At 65.3% G+C, this 14,680-nt stretch carries 13 protein-coding genes; 4 read left to right on the top strand and 9 right to left on the bottom strand.

Annotated elements, in window-relative coordinates:
* Window positions 1–64: 64 nt before the first annotated feature.
* A complete protein-coding gene (locus P0D96_RS26950) occupies window positions 65–370 on the top strand; it encodes a DUF2917 domain-containing protein (RefSeq protein ID WP_408286782.1) in 306 nt (101 codons plus the stop codon).
* Window positions 371–406: 36 nt separating this feature from the next.
* Here the strand turns inward: P0D96_RS26950 and P0D96_RS26945 are convergent, their stop codons facing one another.
* Window positions 407–1,648 carry a citrate/2-methylcitrate synthase gene (locus tag P0D96_RS26945; RefSeq protein WP_408179813.1) on the bottom strand — a complete coding sequence of 414 codons (1,242 nt, stop codon included), beginning with the start codon at window positions 1,646–1,648 and terminating at the stop codon, window positions 407–409.
* A 125-nt stretch (window positions 1,649–1,773) separates the two neighbouring features.
* Between P0D96_RS26945 and P0D96_RS26940 the strand changes: the two genes are divergently transcribed.
* Window positions 1,774–3,165 (top strand): CoA transferase, encoded by a 1,392-nt coding sequence (locus P0D96_RS26940; RefSeq protein WP_408316383.1) that lies wholly within the window; start codon window positions 1,774–1,776, stop codon window positions 3,163–3,165.
* An 88-nt stretch (window positions 3,166–3,253) separates the two neighbouring features.
* On the opposite strand, the gene P0D96_RS26935 is transcribed toward P0D96_RS26940, so the two are convergent.
* Window positions 3,254–4,000, bottom strand: coding sequence for a GntR family transcriptional regulator (locus P0D96_RS26935; RefSeq protein ID WP_012434145.1), 747 nt, complete (start codon window positions 3,998–4,000; stop codon window positions 3,254–3,256).
* 190 nt (window positions 4,001–4,190) lie between these two features.
* On the opposite strand from P0D96_RS26935, the gene P0D96_RS26930 reads away from it, so the two are divergent.
* Window positions 4,191–5,036, top strand: coding sequence for an aldo/keto reductase (locus P0D96_RS26930; RefSeq protein ID WP_408316381.1), 846 nt, complete (start codon window positions 4,191–4,193; stop codon window positions 5,034–5,036).
* Window positions 5,037–5,062: 26 nt separating this feature from the next.
* Here P0D96_RS26930 and P0D96_RS26925 read toward each other — a convergent pair whose 3' ends face one another.
* Entirely contained in the window at window positions 5,063–5,554 is a 492-nt protein-coding gene (locus tag P0D96_RS26925; RefSeq protein ID WP_408316379.1) for a hypothetical protein, read from the bottom strand.
* Between the two features lie 338 nt (window positions 5,555–5,892).
* On the opposite strand from P0D96_RS26925, the gene P0D96_RS26920 reads away from it, so the two are divergent.
* On the top strand, window positions 5,893–6,312 hold the full coding sequence (locus P0D96_RS26920; RefSeq protein ID WP_408316377.1) for a hypothetical protein: 420 nt from the start codon (window positions 5,893–5,895) through the stop codon (window positions 6,310–6,312).
* 681 nt (window positions 6,313–6,993) lie between these two features.
* Here P0D96_RS26920 and P0D96_RS26915 read toward each other — a convergent pair.
* From P0D96_RS26915 to P0D96_RS26890, 6 genes are all read right to left on the bottom strand, one after another.
* Window positions 6,994–9,177 (bottom strand): ABC transporter ATP-binding protein, encoded by a 2,184-nt coding sequence (locus P0D96_RS26915; RefSeq protein ID WP_408316375.1) that lies wholly within the window; start codon window positions 9,175–9,177, stop codon window positions 6,994–6,996.
* A complete protein-coding gene (locus tag P0D96_RS26910) occupies window positions 9,174–10,040 on the bottom strand; it encodes an ABC transporter permease (protein WP_132373375.1) in 867 nt (288 codons plus the stop codon). The genes P0D96_RS26915 and P0D96_RS26910 overlap by 4 nt, the downstream gene beginning before the upstream one ends.
* Window positions 10,037–11,047, bottom strand: coding sequence for an ABC transporter permease (locus P0D96_RS26905; RefSeq protein WP_408179807.1), 1,011 nt, complete (start codon window positions 11,045–11,047; stop codon window positions 10,037–10,039). The genes P0D96_RS26910 and P0D96_RS26905 overlap by 4 nt, the downstream gene beginning before the upstream one ends.
* 27 nt (window positions 11,048–11,074) lie before the next feature.
* Window positions 11,075–12,739 carry an ABC transporter substrate-binding protein gene (locus tag P0D96_RS26900; RefSeq protein WP_408316372.1) on the bottom strand — a complete coding sequence of 555 codons (1,665 nt, stop codon included), beginning with the start codon at window positions 12,737–12,739 and terminating at the stop codon, window positions 11,075–11,077.
* Window positions 12,740–13,055: 316 nt separating this feature from the next.
* Window positions 13,056–14,075 (bottom strand): HoxN/HupN/NixA family nickel/cobalt transporter, encoded by a 1,020-nt coding sequence (locus P0D96_RS26895; RefSeq protein WP_408286796.1) that lies wholly within the window; start codon window positions 14,073–14,075, stop codon window positions 13,056–13,058.
* Between the two features lie 17 nt (window positions 14,076–14,092).
* Window positions 14,093–14,608, bottom strand: a complete 516-nt coding sequence (locus tag P0D96_RS26890; RefSeq protein ID WP_408179804.1) for a cupin domain-containing protein — start codon at window positions 14,606–14,608, stop codon at window positions 14,093–14,095.
* Window positions 14,609–14,680 lie beyond the last annotated feature (72 nt).

Raw genomic sequence — 14,680 nt, 5'->3', positions numbered from 1 at the left:
TTGGTATCTGATCATCGCACGTCAATAATCGGTGCAACAGAAAAGTTCTTTGAAGGAGAGCGCGATGCGTGAAGTCCGGATTTTCGAATTGGAACATGGCGAGCCCGCGACGGCCTGGCGTGTCGCGCGTCCGTCGATCTTCAAGGTGATCTCGGGTGAGATCTGGCTGACTATCGCAGGCGACAGCGAGGATCACTGGCTCGCTACCGGCGAGTCGATCGAACTGCCGCGTCGCGCAGTGGCGTGGATCAGCGCGGGGCAGACCGGCGCGCGCTTTGCGCTGGCAAGCGGCTCCGAGCGCACCGCAACGAAGCCGATGCTGGGTACGCCGGTCTTGAACTGGCTGCCGCGCTGGCTCGGCGCGGTCTGACGATTCGTCGAGCGAATCAGGCGGGTTTGCGGCGCCTCAGTCCGGCCCGGCAGCCTCATATTCCCCGATGTAACGCGCGCGCGGCCGGATCAGGCGGCCGTCGCGCGTCTGTTCCATGGCGTGCGCAATCCAGCCGACCACTCGGCCGACTGCGAACAGCGTGAAGGCGGCGCCAGCCGGCAACGCCAGCACTCGCTCGATGGCGGCGAGCGCGAAGTCCACCGTCGGCTCCGCGCCGGTCGTGTCGCGCACCGTGCGCACGAGTCCCAGCACTTCAGGCAACGGCGAACGCGCCGGCGCGCAGTCGGCGAGCATGGCCAACAACAGCCGCGCCCTCGGGTCGCCGTCCGGATAAAGCTGGTGACCGAAGCCCGACAGCACTGGCCCATGCGCGCCGTGTTCGACGCGGGCGAGACGGTTCGCCAGATAGCGGTCGAGATCCGGCGCGCGCGACGCTTCTTCGAGCAGCGCGGCGATGCGCACCGTTTCGCCGCCATGCCGCGGTCCCGACAAGGCGGCGAGACCGCCCGCCACCGCGCCGAACAGGTGCGTCCCCGTCGACGTGATGCAGCGCACCGTGAAGGTCGACGCATTCAATTCATGATCCGCGCAGGCCACCAGTGCCGCGCGCAGCAAGCCGGCCTGCTGGCGGTTACGCACATGCCACGCTAAAGCCAGTTGCCGATGCAGCGGTTCGTTCGACGGCGCCGCCGAGATCATCGCGGCGGCCAGCAGGCGCATGACGGCGCAGGCCGTATCGAGTTGCGCATCGCGGCCGAGCGCCCACACCCGCGGCATTTGCGCCGCGGCGGCCGGCAACAGCACGAGCGCGCGATCGAGCGGCGTGCTGTCGCCCCAGAGCTTGAGCCACGCGGCCCACTGGGCGGTGGCGAACGGCACGGCCGGCGCATCGGTAATGCGCCTTGTGCTGCATTCCCACAGCAGTGCCGCGATGTCCTCGAGCGACGCGCTTTGCGCCAGTTCGATCGCATCGTGCCCGCGATACAGCAGACGCCCATCGGCGACCAGCGTGATGGACGATTCGAGCACCGGCACGCCCCAGTCCAACACCTTCTGCGCGACCTTGCCCGCGCGCTTGCCGTCTTCCTTGCGGCGCGCGAGGCGTCGCACTTCGCCGGCGTCGTAGAGACGATGCTTGCCCTGCGCATCCGGCGACGAACTCAGCATGCCGCGGCTCACATACGCGTAGAGCGTGGGCAAGCTGATGCCGAGTGTCGCGGCGGCTTCAGCGGCGGTCAGGGAGTTTGAAGTCGGCATGGGTCGGCATGGAAAAGTGCGGAAACCGAAGAAATCAATATATATTGATTATCATAATCAAGATTGATTGCGACGGGGCGAAATTCTAGACTCGGTTCACTTCTTCCTGCTTTGCTAGGGACGACATGACACCTGAACTCGCTCTCAAACATATCTGGACGCTCGCCGGGTGCGATCCGACGGCGCTGCATTCCGTGACGCTGACCGGCGCCGATCCGGGCTTGCCGTCGGTCTACCGGGTCGGCAGCCTGGCCTCGGCGAGCATCGCCGCGACCGGCCTTGCGGCGGCCGAATACCACCGTTTGCGCACCGGACGCAGGCAGCATGTGACGGTGGAAATGCGGCGCGCGCTGGCGTCGTTTCGCAGCGAGCGCTACTTGCGTGTCGACGACGGACCGCCGCCCGCCTTGCGCGATCCGGTGACGGGTTTCTACGAGACGCGCGACGGCCGCTGGATTCAACTGCACACGAACTTCGCGCATCATCTCCAGGGCGTATTGCAGGTGCTCGGCTGCGAGAACGATCCTGCGGCCGTGGCTGCCGCAATTCGCGATTGGGACGGCGCGCGGCTCGACCAGACGCTCGCCGACGCCGGCCTCTGCGCGGCGTTGATTCGCACGCCCGACGAGTGGGCCGCGCTCGATCAGGCGAAAGCGATTGCGGACTTGCCGCTCTTCGAGATCGAGCGCATTGGCGACTCGCCGGCCGAGCCGCCACGCGAGGGCGGTGTGGATCGGCCGCTGGCGGGCGTGCGCGTGCTGGACCTGTCGCGCATCATCGCCGGGCCGGTGGCCGGGCGGGCACTCGCGCAGCATGGCGCGGACGTGTTGATGATCAACGGACCGCATTTGCCGAATATCGCGCCGCTGGTGATCGACAACGGGCGCGGCAAGCGTTCGGCTCTGGCCGATCTGCGCGACGCGGCGGGGCGCGAGGTTTTGCGCGGTCTCGCTGCCGACGCCGATGTATTTCTGCAGGCATATCGCCCGGGAGCACTGGCCGCGCGCGGTTTCGGTCCCGAGGAACTGGCGCGTGTGCGGCCTGGGATCGTCTATGTTTCGGTGTCCGCGTATGGGCACGAGGGACCGTGGGCTCGACGGCGCGGGTTCGATAGTCTGGTGCAGTCGGCGAGCGGGATTGCCTTTACTGAGCGGCAGGCGGCGGGATGGAACGCGCCCAAGCATTTGCCGTGTCAGGCGCTGGATCATGCGACCGGTTATCTGGCGGCTTTCGGCGCAATGGCCGCGTTGGCGCGGCGGGCTACAGAAGGCGGCAGCTGGCATGTGCGCGTCTCGCTCGCGCAAACGGGCCGGTGGCTGCAGTCGTTCGGGCAGATTCCGGAGGGCTGGAAAGCGCCTGACGTCACGCTCGAGGATGTGCGCGATTGCCTCGCTACCGTGGAGTCGGAGTTTGGACGCGTGCTGGGCGTGCAGCCGGCTGAGGCTTTAGACGAGACGCCTGCGTATTTCGCGCTGCCGCCGACCCGAGTGGGCGCGCATCAGGCTAAGTGGGAGTGAGGACTTTAAGTAACCGCTGCCCGTGGCGAGGCGCGTGCCGATACACAACCGGCGCATGCCCCGCACACAGCGCAAAAGACCCGGCCACCTACTTCCTCAACTCCGCGACAAAGTCGTAGTAATCATTGCGGCAGTACGTGTCGGTCAATTCGATCGCCCGCTGATCGGCGGTGTAGCCCACACGCGTGATCAACAGCAGCGCCTCGTTCGGCGCGATGCTCATCTGCTGCGCGATTTCCTCGCTCGCGTTCACCGCGCGGAAATGCTGCAACGCGCGGACAATCGTCAGTCCACGATTCTCCAGATACGTGTACAGCGAATCGCCGATCGCTTGAGGATCGGGAATCACCGCGGCGGGGAAGGTGGAGTTCTCAACCGCCATCACAATGCCGTCGGCCATCCGCAGGCGCCGCAACCGCGTCACCGCCGCCGCTGGCGACAAGCCGAGCTGAATCACTTCGTCGCGATTAGCCGGCAAAATTTCGCGCGAGAGCCACTTCGAACTCGGCGTAAAGCCTCGTCGCCGCAGCATTTCGCTAAAGCTCGACAGACGCGATAGCGGATCTTCGTAGCGTGGTGTGATGAAACTGCCCGCGCCCTGCGTGCGCCGAATCAAACCCTGCTCGACCAGCAAGGCAATCGCCTTGCGCGAAGTGATCCGCGATACGCCGAGCGCCTCGGAGAGCACACGCTCCGAAGGCAGTGCCTCGCCCGCGTTCCAGCGGTTCTCGTGGATGGCGGCGCCGAGTTTGCGAGCCAGTTGCAGATATAGCGGCGTGTCGTTTTCCGGGTCCGGGCGCAGGTCGCGCCAGCGGTCTTCCGAGGCAGAGGTCATGGAGCTCACGCAAGAAGGGCAAGCGGCAATTCTATGACATCGGCGCGTTGTGTTATAGCGGGCTTTTGCCTGGTGGCCGATCGAATGCCGATTGAACCGCTAAACTCGTCGCTATGATTTTCGTGGCATGCGGCGCGCATTCGTCTGCGCAGCGGCTTTGCCGACCATTGAGCCACTTCGAGGAGTCAGCATGACGAGCGACATCGCAAGCGTGAGCCTGCCCGACGGCGAACACATTCCGAAACTGGGTCAGGGCACCTGGGAGATGGGCGAAAAGCCGGCGCGGCGTGCCGCTGAAATCGACGCGCTGCGTTGCGGCATCGAATGCGGCATGACGTTGATCGATACGGCGGAAATGTACGGCGACGGCGCGACCGAAGCGCTGCTGGGCGACGCGCTCGCCGGCTTGCGCGACAAGGTGTTTCTGGTCAGCAAGGTGTATCCGCACAACGCCAGCCGCCGCGGCGTGATTGCGGCCTGCGAGCAGAGTCTCAAGCGTTTGAAGACCGATCAGCTCGATCTGTATCTGCTGCACTGGCGCGGCTCGGTGCCGCTCGCGGAAACGGTCGAGGGCTTCGAGGCATTGCGCCGGGCCGGCAAGATCCGCCATTGGGGCGTTAGTAATTTCGATACCGAGGACATGGAAGAACTCGTCGCCACGCCGGGCGGCGATGCCTGCGCAACGAATCAGATTCTCTATAACGTGGCGCGCCGCGGGCCGGAGTTCGATCTGCTGCCGTGGCTCGCCGCGCGCAAGATGCCGGGCATGGCGTACAGTCCGGTCGATCACGCGCGCCTGCCGAAGCGCTCGCCGCTCGACGATATCGCCGACGCGCGTGGCGTCTCGGTGTTCCAGGTGGCGCTCGCATGGGTGCTGCGCCAGCCCGGCGTGTTCGCGATTCCGAAGGCGGCGCGCGTCGAGCACGTGCGCGACAACCATCGCGCATCGCAACTGCAACTCGGCGCGGACGAACTGACCGCTATCGACGCTTATTTCAAGCCGCCGCGCGGCAAGCGTCCGCTCGAAATGCTGTAAGCGTAGCGGGGCGCCGCGCGCGCCCGTCAATTGCAGCCGTGGTGCATGTGCACGGAGCCGAGCACCGCGACTTCCGCGGGGGTGTGCTTGAGCGAATCTTCATTGACCTGGACGGCGTCCGCGACGAATTCGTCGACGATCGACGACACCTGCGTATTGCGCAGGCACAGCGATACGCGCTGCGTTTCATTGGCCGGCAACGCGGTGCGCTGACTGAGGAACAGCACGCCGTACTGATAGCCGTGGATGATGCCGCGAATCGCGCCGACGCATTGGCCTTGCGCGACGTTGTCGTTCTTCCGCTTGCAGGTCTGAGCAAGCGAATACGCGGAGAAGGTGGGATCGACCGGCGGTGCGGCTTGCGACAATGTCGGTGAGAGCGGCTGAGCCGCTGGCGCTGTTTGCGTTGGTGTTTGCGCTGCCGTTTGCGCATGAGCGAGCGATGCGACGCTGAGCGTGGCGCCCATCCACAAGCTGGTGACCACGCGTGCCGCGGAGGGGGGGACGTTTCGTTGCATGTTGTGGTGCCCTCATATCGAACGTTGAATCTGATATGAGGCGATCGCTTCGGTTTGGTTCCGGTTACGCGCGCACGGGCGGCCGATCGTTCGAGTTATAGCCGCCTGCGAGCGCTTCGGCGTACGCGGTTTGAGTGTGCGGTCCGAATCTGCATCACCGCGGGTTATCGGCCCGCTTATGTGGATCGCTCAAACCAACCGGCCTCGGGCGGTGACGCTCGGCCGGGGGACCGAGACATCACCGCCGATGCCGGCGGACAGCGAACGGTAAACCGGAACGTGACATTGGTGACGTTAGGGCGCGGGGGGCACCCCAACCAGAGACCGGGCGATTGCTAGTGCCCGTTCCCTCCACCATTGCCACCACCGTTACCGCCGCCACCCTTGCCTCCGTGACCGCCGCCGAAGCCTCCGCCAAAGCCTCCGCCGAAACCGCCACCGAAGCCGCCGCCAAAACCACCACCTTTACCACCGCCAAAGCCACCACCTTTACCGCCACCTGCGCCGGCGCCGCCGCTGGAGCCTCCGCAACCGCAGCCGCCGCTTCCGCCGCCACTGCTTGCACCGCCGCTGTTGCCGCCACCGCCGCTTCCGCCGCCACTGCTGCCACCACCGCTGCCCCCATTACTGCTCCCGCCGCCACCCCCTTTCCGCTTCCACCTCCACCGGAGTTGCCGCTGCCCGAACTGGCGCCACCGTTCCCCGAACTCGCGCGCCGTTACTCCCGCTGCCGCCGCCGTGAGGCGCGCATTCACTGACGTTGGCGCCGCTGCAGTCGTGCGGTTGAAATACCAGGGCGGCGTCGTCGGCAGCAGTCGGCTCGCCGGCCGCTGCGCCGGTCGCCAAATCTCCCGGCGCCACACCGTCGTTCTGCGCGAGTTGCGCTGTGCCCTGCATGGCGCTGGCAGGCAGCGGCGCGTCGGCGAGGACCATCCATTTTGGGATCACGTCCGTCGAGGCCGGAAACGCGACTTGATTCGTCAGAGCGACGACACCCGCTACGATCGCCGCACGCCGAATAACCCCGCAGTAGTACTGATTGAGTCTTATGGTTTTCACCGCGTCTCTCCCGAGGGAACGACGACACCTCGTTGCCGCCATTTCTCGCGCCGAGTCTGCATCGGCGGGCCTGTCTGTACGCGGGCCTCGTCGTCCCCCGAATTGTCTTGCCGATGTCGGTCAAACACTCATCGTTATCTTCCCGGCTGCGTAGCCCGGTGTGTACAAGCGCTTCCGCACGCTTGCCCGCTCACCGTTTTGCCCCCGTCGCCATGCAATGCGTCGCGATGTCTGGTCACTACTTAGCGATATCCATGCCATTGGCCGGAAAGCCTTGAGCTAACAGGCGTCGGATAGGGATGTGCGATGCGCACGCTGAAAAAACACGGGAAAACGTTTCGGCGTTGAAACGCGAGGGCTCGATGCCGCGCTATGCCGTGTTATTCGTTACGGCCGGCATTCTCGGGCGCGTTTTCCGAGCCTTTGTCAGGGACTTTGCCCGTGACTTTTCCAGCCTCACCGCGTGATGCGGTTTGCAGCGCGCGCAATTCGTCGACGGGGATGTGGCAGCGGATTCGATGCGCGGACGGCGTTGCGGCGTTGCCTTCGCCTGCATCGGCGAACGGCGGGTCTTGCTGTTCGCAGATCGCGCCGAGCTTGCGCGGGCAGCGCGTGTGGAACACGCAACCGGACGGCGGCGATGCCGCGCTCGGCAAATCGCCGGACAGGCGGATGCGGGTCGCGCCACCGTGACCATCGAGTGTCGGCACCGAGGACAGCAACGCTTCCGTATAAGGATGATGCGGTCCTTCGAACACGGCGGCAGCCGGTCCGATTTCCAGCAGCCGGCCCAGATACAGCACCGCGATGCGATCCGACAGATAGCGAACCACATGCAGGTCGTGCGAGATGAAAACGTAACTGACGCCCCGCTCGCGCTGCAGATCGGCGAGCAGGTTCAGGATCGCGGCCTGCACGGAGACGTCGAGCGCGGAAGTCGGTTCGTCGCAGACCACCACGCGCGGCTCGCCGGCGAACGCGCGGGCAATCGCCACACGCTGTTTGAGCCCGCCGGACAGTTGCCGCGTGCGCGAGCCGAGATAGCGCTCCGGCAACCGCACGGCGGCCGTCAATGTGGCGAGCCGTTCGTCGATTGCCGGCCCACGCAGCGCGGTGAGGCGCGACAGCGCACGGCCGATCAGCCGCTTCACCGAATGCGCCCGATTGAGCGCCGAGTCCGGATTCTGAAAGACGATCTGCAGGGACTTGACCTGATCGTTGTTGCGCCGCGTGACGCGCGCGGCGAGCGGGGCGCCGTCGAGTTCGAGCACGCTGCCGGCATCCGGCGTGAGCAGGCCGAGCATCAGTTTGGCGAGCGTCGTCTTGCCGCTGCCCGATTCGCCGACAAGCCCGAGCGTCTCGCCGCTAGCGAGATCGATTGAGACATTGTCGACCGCGCGTAGCGGGGCACCGGACACGTGAAATGTCTTCGAGAGTTTTTCTGCGCGCAGCACGAGAGCAGGCGGCTTGCCGTCGATCGACGCGCCATTGCGTTCGGGCAAGGCTTCCGCGCTCGCACGGGGCAATTCGATCGCGCGTTCGTGGTAATGGCAGCGCGACATCTGATCGCCGCGCGCGGCGCTCACGCGATACGGCGGCGGCGCTTCACGGCGGCAGCGGTCGTCGGCGAGGCGGCAACGGTCCGCGTAGATGCAGCCCTGCGTGACCGAACCCGGCAAGGGCAGACTGCCCGCGATCGTATCGAGCCGCTCGCTGTCTTTGCTGCGCCCGGCCGTGGGCAAACAGCGCAACAGTCCGACCGTATAGGGATGGCGCGGCCGCGTGAAGACATCTTGCGTCGCGCCTTCCTCGACCAGTTTGCCCGCGTAAAGCACGCCGACGCGTTCGCACATCCGCCCGATCACCGCGAGGTTGTGGCTGATGAACAGCACCGCCGTGCCGAGTTCCTTGCGCAACTGCGCGACGAGGTCGAGCACTTCCGCTTCGACGGTAGCGTCGAGGCCGGTGGTCGGTTCGTCGAGAATCAGCAGCGCGGGGTTCGAGGCGAGCGCCATCGCGATCACCACGCGCTGTTGCATGCCGCCCGACAGTTGATGCGGATAACTCTCCATCACCCGCTCGGGCGATGCGATGCGCACGCGCTGCAGCATCTCATGTGTGCGCCGCAACGCTTCATCGCGCGCGACACCGGCGGCTTCGAACGCCTCGGAGACCTGACGCGCGATCGTCAGCGACGGATTCAGCGCGCGCCCCGGATCCTGATAGACCATCGAGATCGCATTTGCGCGCATGTTGCGCAACGCGTCGGCGTTGAGCTTCTGCACGTCCTCGCCGGCGATGATGATCTTGCCGGCCTTCACTTTGCCGTTACGCGGCAGATAGCGCAGCGCAGCCATCGCGACGGTCGACTTGCCGCAGCCGGACTCGCCGACGAGGCCGTACGCTTCGCCGCGCCGCACGCGAAACGAAATGTCCTGCAGCACTTCGCGATCGCGTCCGCGCATGCGGTACGTGACCGTCAGACCGACGACGGTCAGCGCGTCCGTGCGGTCGCTCTTCGAGACGTCGAAGGCGGGGAACGAGGAGGGCGGCGGGCCGTTCATCGGTCGAGCACGCCTTGCACGCTGTCGGCGATCAGATTCACGCCAACCACCAGGCTGGCAATCGCGCCGGCCGCGAATACGACGGTCCACCACGCGCCGCCCGCCATCAGCGTGTACGACTCGGACAGCGCGAGACCCCAGTCGGCCGACGGCGGCTGAATGCCGAAGCCGAGAAACGATAGCGTGGCGACCGCGAAGATCGCGTAACCGAGCCGCACCGTCGCTTCGACAATGATGGGCGGCAGCACGTTCGGCAGAATCTCGGCGAACATGATGTAGGGCGCGCGTTCGCCGCGCAGTTGCGCCGCGGCGACATAGTCGAGATGCCGTTCGGCGAATACGGCGGCGCGCACGGTGCGCGCGGTGATGGGTGTGAACGTGATGCCGATCACGAGGATGACGGTGAAGTTCGACGCGCCGACCGCGGCCAGCGCGAGCAGCGCGACGATCACGAGCGGCAGCGCGAGCACGGCGTCGATCGCGCGTCCGACCACGTTGTCGACCCAGCCTTCGAAGTAGCCGACGATCAAGCCCAAAGCGGTACCCGCTACCGTGCCGAGCAACGTCGCGAGCGGCGCGATGGTGAGAATGTCGCGCGCGCCGACGATCACGCGCGAGAACACGTCGCGTCCGAGTTGGTCGGTGCCGAACCAATGCGTGCTGTCGGGCGGCGTTAGCGAGTTGAGTGGATCGGACGCGTACGGATCGATGCGTACGATCCACTGCCCGGCAATGGCACAGACGATCCACCACGTGACGATCACCACGCCGACCACGAAAGTGGGCGAGCGCAGCAGCACGCGCAACTGGTCGAAGCGCGGCTCGGCAGCGACACGCGGAGTCGGCGGAACGATGGTACTCATTCGGCGCTCCTCACCCGCAGCCGCGGATTGAGCAGGACATGCAGCGCGTCGGCAACGAGATTGGCGACCGTGTAGACCACGCCGATCGTGAGCACGCCCGCTTCGAGCATCGGAAAGTCCTTGGCTTTGGCGGCGTTGTAGATCAGCGAGCCGATGCCCTGATAGTGGAACAGCGTCTCGACCACCACGAGGCCGCCGATCATATAACCGAGTTGCGTGGCGGCGACCGTGATGGTGGGCAGCAACGCATTGCGCAACACGTGCCGCCAGATCACGACATGGCGCGGCAGGCCTTTGAGAATCGCGGTGCGCGTGTAGTCCGCATCGAGCGCTTCGACGGTGCCGGCGCGCGCCATTCTCGCGATATAGCCGAAGAACACCAGCACGAGCGGCAGCACCGGCAGCACCAGATGGCGCAACTGTTCGAGTGCGCTCGCTTCGGGCGGATACGACGCTTCGATCGGCAGCCAGCGCAGCCACACGCCGAACACCAGAATCAGCACGATTGACGAAACGAATTCCGGCACCACCGTCGCCGACAATCCGGCAATGCTGATCGTGCGATCGAGCCAGCGTCCCGCGTGCATGGCCGACCACACGCCGCCCGCAATGCCGAGCGGCACGACCACGATGAACGCAAGCAAGCCAAGCTTGGCGGAATGCGCGAGCGCCTCGGCGATAAACGGCCCGACCGGCTCGCGATACGCATAAGACAGCCCCATATCGCCGCGCACGAAATGCGAAATCCATTCGACGTATTGCGTCATGAGCGGCCGGTCCGCGCCGAGTTGATGATTGAGCGCGGCGACCGCGCGCGCATCGGCGAGCGGCCCGAGGACCGCGCGGCCGATATCGCCGGGCAGAAGCTGCCCGCCCGCGAACACGATCACCGAGAGCAGCCACAGCGTGATCAGCGACAAGCCGACGCGCGTCGCCAGAAACCGCACGACGCGGCCCGCATTGCCGTTCGGCGCAGAGGAAGCGGAAGGGGTCACCGTGGTCGACATCGTGCTCTCCTGCCGAAACGCCTGCGCTTACGCGCTCAACACCGCGCGGTCGAAATAGAGTTGCGCGAGCGCGGTGAAGCGCACGCCGTTCACACCCTTGCGCATGGCGATCAGTTGATCGTAGAAGAACGGAATGATGATGGGCGTTTCGTCGAGCAGCAGCGTCTGGATTTGCCCGGAGATCTTCTTCTGCGAGCCGAGATCGATGGCGGCGACGAATTGCGCGACCAGTTGATCGTATTGCGGATTTTTGAAGTGCGCGGCGTTCCACGTGCCGGTGCTGGTGAGCGGCGCATTCAGGAACACATTCGGCACGCCGCGATGACCGTAGTCGGTGATGCCGAGCGGCGAGTCCAGCCAATCCGATTTGCCCGGCGTGCCCGCGCCGTAATAGAGCGACTGGCTCTCCACCTTCAGATTGATGCGCACGCCGATGGCCTTCGCCGCGTTCTGCACGACCACCGCGAGATCGGGAATCTCCATGTATTTTTCGGTGGTCAGCGTCACGTCGAAGCCGTTCGGCACGCCCGCTTGCGCAAGCAGTTGCTTGGCCTTCGCGACGTCGATCTTGCGTTGCGGCACGCCCGCATCCGACGACGGAAACACGGGAGCGAACGGACTGTCGTTGCCGAGTTGCGCGCGCCCTTTGAAAAGGCCGCGCACCAGCACGTCGCGATCGAGCGACAACGCCAGCGCCTGGCGCACACGCTTGTCCTTGAACAACGGATTGTCGTTGCGCATGTGAATCTGCCGATGCGCGCTCGACTTCACACCCACGGCCTTGTAATCCGGATTGTTCAGAATGCCGGCGCCGCCCTGCACGGTGAAGGTGCCCATCACATCCGCCTGATGGCCTTGCAGCGCGAGTAACTGCGCCTGTTCGTCGGCGTAGAAGGAGAACTGTACGCGTTGTGGTAGCGCTTTGTCGCCCCAGTAGTCGGGATTACGCACGAACGATGCGCCCACTTTCGCCTGATACTTTTCGAGCTTGAACGGACCTGTGCCGATGAAGCTCTTTTCATAACCGCCCGCATAGTTCGCGGGCAGGATCACGGCGTTGTAATTGTCCGAGGAAACGTAATAGGGGAAGTTGCCGTTCGGCGCATCCAGATGAAACGCGATCGTGTGGTCGTCCACCACTTTCGCGCCGCCTTTCGACAGCACGCCCTTGAGTACGGACAGCGCGGCCGAGCCGCTGGCCGGATCGGCGAGGCGGTCGAACGTGGCGGCCACGTCTTTGGCGGTGAACGGTTGGCCGTCGTGGAACTTGACGTTCGGACGCAGCTTGAAGGTCCACACGTCGCCCTTGTCGTTCGGCTTCCATGACAGGGCGAGCGCCGGCTTCAGCACGAGTTTTTCGCCGTCGTCGTCGATCAGGAATTCGCCGGTCTGATTCAGCAGCGCAAGACTCGCGGCGTCCGTCACCGTGAGCGGATCGACCGCGCCCGCAGGCGTCAGGTGAGCCACGCGGATCGTCTGATTCGACGCGCCAGCGGTGCCTTGCGCGCGGGCTCGCGGCGCATTCAGCACGCCGCCGCCCACCAGCGACAAACCGATCACGCTGGCATAGCGCAGCAGATCGCGGCGCGTGATGCGGCCGGCGAGAAATTCGTCGATGGCGTGGTTGCCGTAGGCGTCGGCGGTGAGGCGGGCTGCGTCGAGTGCGAGAAATCGGTCCGCGGGAGTCTTCATCGATGGAGTGTCCAGTCCGTTCTGTTGCCGGTTCTGAAGGGCCGCGCCAGATGCGCGCGACAGGGCGACGGTATTGCAATGACGAAAGTGACGAGGCGAAGCGGGTTCAGTGTAAGCGATTGCCCGTGGATTCGGAGCGCCTGCGGCGCTGCCGGGGTCCCGATTGGGGGCTAAAAGGGCTGGTGTGTATCGTCACCACAACGCTCTGTATGGCCGCGGCGCGAGGCATGCCCGGTACGCCGACCGCCGCAGCAGCGCAACGGCTAATGCCGCGAATGGAAAGCTTACCGATCGTGTCGCGCGGCCGGTGTTGGATTTACCGCGCGACCGCACCTGGGCGCCGCCAGCGATGGAACAGCACCGAGCCGATCCAGCACGCCATGAACATCGCGACGATGCCGTAACCCAGCACACCGAAGCGCTCGTTCATGCTGGCCACCGCATCCCACACGCCGCCGTTCAGACCGAGCTTGTCCGACAGCAGGCCCAGCGCCTCGACGCCGCCGATCACAATTGCCACCACCGCCGAGACGAAGGTGATGCTCGCGTTGTAGTAGAGCTTGCGTTTCGGGTCGTCCATGGCCCAGCCGTAGGCGTGGACCATCAATACGTTGTCGGTCGAATCGACCAGCGTCATGCCGGCTGTGAAGAGCGCGGGGAACACGAGAATCGAATAAAGCGGCAGACCTTTGCCGGCTTCCGATGCGGCGATCGCCAGCAGGCCGATCTCGGTCGCGGTATCGAAGCCGAGGCCGAACAGCACGCCGACGGGGTACATGTGCCAGCTTTTCGTCACGAGCCTGAAGAGCGGCCGCAGCGCGCGCGACAGCAGACCGGCCGGCGCAATCGAGTCCGGCGTTTGCGCAGGCAATTCGCCGCTGCGTTGGACGTGCCGGTAACGGCGCCACACGTCGCGCAGAATCACGAGGTTGACGGCGGCGAGCACCAGCAGAAAGCTCGCCGACACCAACGTGCCGATCGTGCCGCCCAGCGCCTTGAAGGTCTCGAAACGGCCGTGCAGCGAATGCGCGGTCCACGCGATGCCGATCGTCGCCAGAATCACGATCGTCGAATGCCCTAGCGAAAACGATAGCCCGACGCCGAGCGGACGCTTGCCGGTTTGCATGAGCTTGCGCGTGACGGCGTCGATCGCCGCGATGTGATCCGCGTCGACCGCGTGACGCAGGCCGAAGCCATAGGCGAGCAGCGCGGTGCCGAGCAGCAGCGGATAGTGGCGAAACGCGATCAGGGCCCACGCCCATGCGCCGAGATTGGCGGCGATCAGCACGGCGTACAGCGTGAAGAGGCGTGGGCGCAGGGAAGCGGTCGGCGTCATGAGTCGCGTGGCAAGAGTTAGTGATCGTGCGGATGCTTGTGAATCGGATCGACCCAGAACACCGTCTCGGGCTGTTCCACGGCGTCGATGTTCAGATTGACCACCACCGCTTCGTTGTCGCTGCGTACCAGCACGCATTCGAGCGGGTCGTCGGTGCTTGCATTGATCTCCTGATGCGGAACATACGGCGGTACGAAGATGAAGTCGCCGGGGCCGGCTTCGGCGGTGAACTCCAGATGCTCGCCCCAGCGCATGCGCGCCTGCCCGCGTACCACGTAGATCACGCTTTCGAGCGCGCCATGATGATGCGCGCCGGTTTTCGCATTCGGATGGATCGTCACGGTGCCGGCCCAGATCTTCTGCGCGCCGACACGTGCCGCGTTGATCGCGGCCGCGCGATTCATGCCCGGCGTCTGCGCGGTGTTGCTATCGAGCTGATCGCCTTTGATGACCTTCACGCCGTGCTCGCGCCAATCGACCGGCGCAGCCGGCGGCACGTCTTTGTAATGCGGGTGTTCGTGATCCTGGCTCATGATGTGTCTCCTCGAGGGCGTAAGTCCCGGCGTTCGGCACGGCGCCGTCTGGCATTTTTGCATGTTCAAAAA

It is taken from the genome of Paraburkholderia sp. RL17-347-BIC-D, assembly GCF_046027915.1.
Taxonomy (GTDB): Bacteria; Pseudomonadota; Gammaproteobacteria; order Burkholderiales; family Burkholderiaceae; genus Paraburkholderia.
Note: the sequence above shows the minus strand (reverse complement) of the source record. Positions and strands in the feature narration are given on the sequence as shown.

Excerpts from the sequence above, each read along its gene's own strand:
- P0D96_RS26950 (WP_408286782.1), top strand. The coding sequence starts at position 65 with ATGCGTGAAGTCCGGATTTTCGAATTGGAACATGGCGAGCCCGCGACG.
- P0D96_RS26945 (WP_408179813.1), bottom strand. The coding sequence starts at position 1,648 with ATGCCGACTTCAAACTCCCTGACCGCCGCTGAAGCCGCCGCGACACTC.
- P0D96_RS26940 (WP_408316383.1), top strand. The coding sequence starts at position 1,774 with ATGACACCTGAACTCGCTCTCAAACATATCTGGACGCTCGCCGGGTGC.
- P0D96_RS26935 (WP_012434145.1), bottom strand. The coding sequence starts at position 4,000 with ATGACCTCTGCCTCGGAAGACCGCTGGCGCGACCTGCGCCCGGACCCG.
- P0D96_RS26930 (WP_408316381.1), top strand. The coding sequence starts at position 4,191 with ATGACGAGCGACATCGCAAGCGTGAGCCTGCCCGACGGCGAACACATT.
- P0D96_RS26925 (WP_408316379.1), bottom strand. The coding sequence starts at position 5,554 with ATGCAACGAAACGTCCCCCCCTCCGCGGCACGCGTGGTCACCAGCTTG.
- P0D96_RS26915 (WP_408316375.1), bottom strand. The coding sequence starts at position 9,177 with ATGAACGGCCCGCCGCCCTCCTCGTTCCCCGCCTTCGACGTCTCGAAG.
- P0D96_RS26910 (WP_132373375.1), bottom strand. The coding sequence starts at position 10,040 with ATGAGTACCATCGTTCCGCCGACTCCGCGTGTCGCTGCCGAGCCGCGC.
- P0D96_RS26905 (WP_408179807.1), bottom strand. The coding sequence starts at position 11,047 with ATGTCGACCACGGTGACCCCTTCCGCTTCCTCTGCGCCGAACGGCAAT.
- P0D96_RS26900 (WP_408316372.1), bottom strand. The coding sequence starts at position 12,739 with ATGAAGACTCCCGCGGACCGATTTCTCGCACTCGACGCAGCCCGCCTC.
- P0D96_RS26895 (WP_408286796.1), bottom strand. The coding sequence starts at position 14,075 with ATGACGCCGACCGCTTCCCTGCGCCCACGCCTCTTCACGCTGTACGCC.
- P0D96_RS26890 (WP_408179804.1), bottom strand. The coding sequence starts at position 14,608 with ATGAGCCAGGATCACGAACACCCGCATTACAAAGACGTGCCGCCGGCT.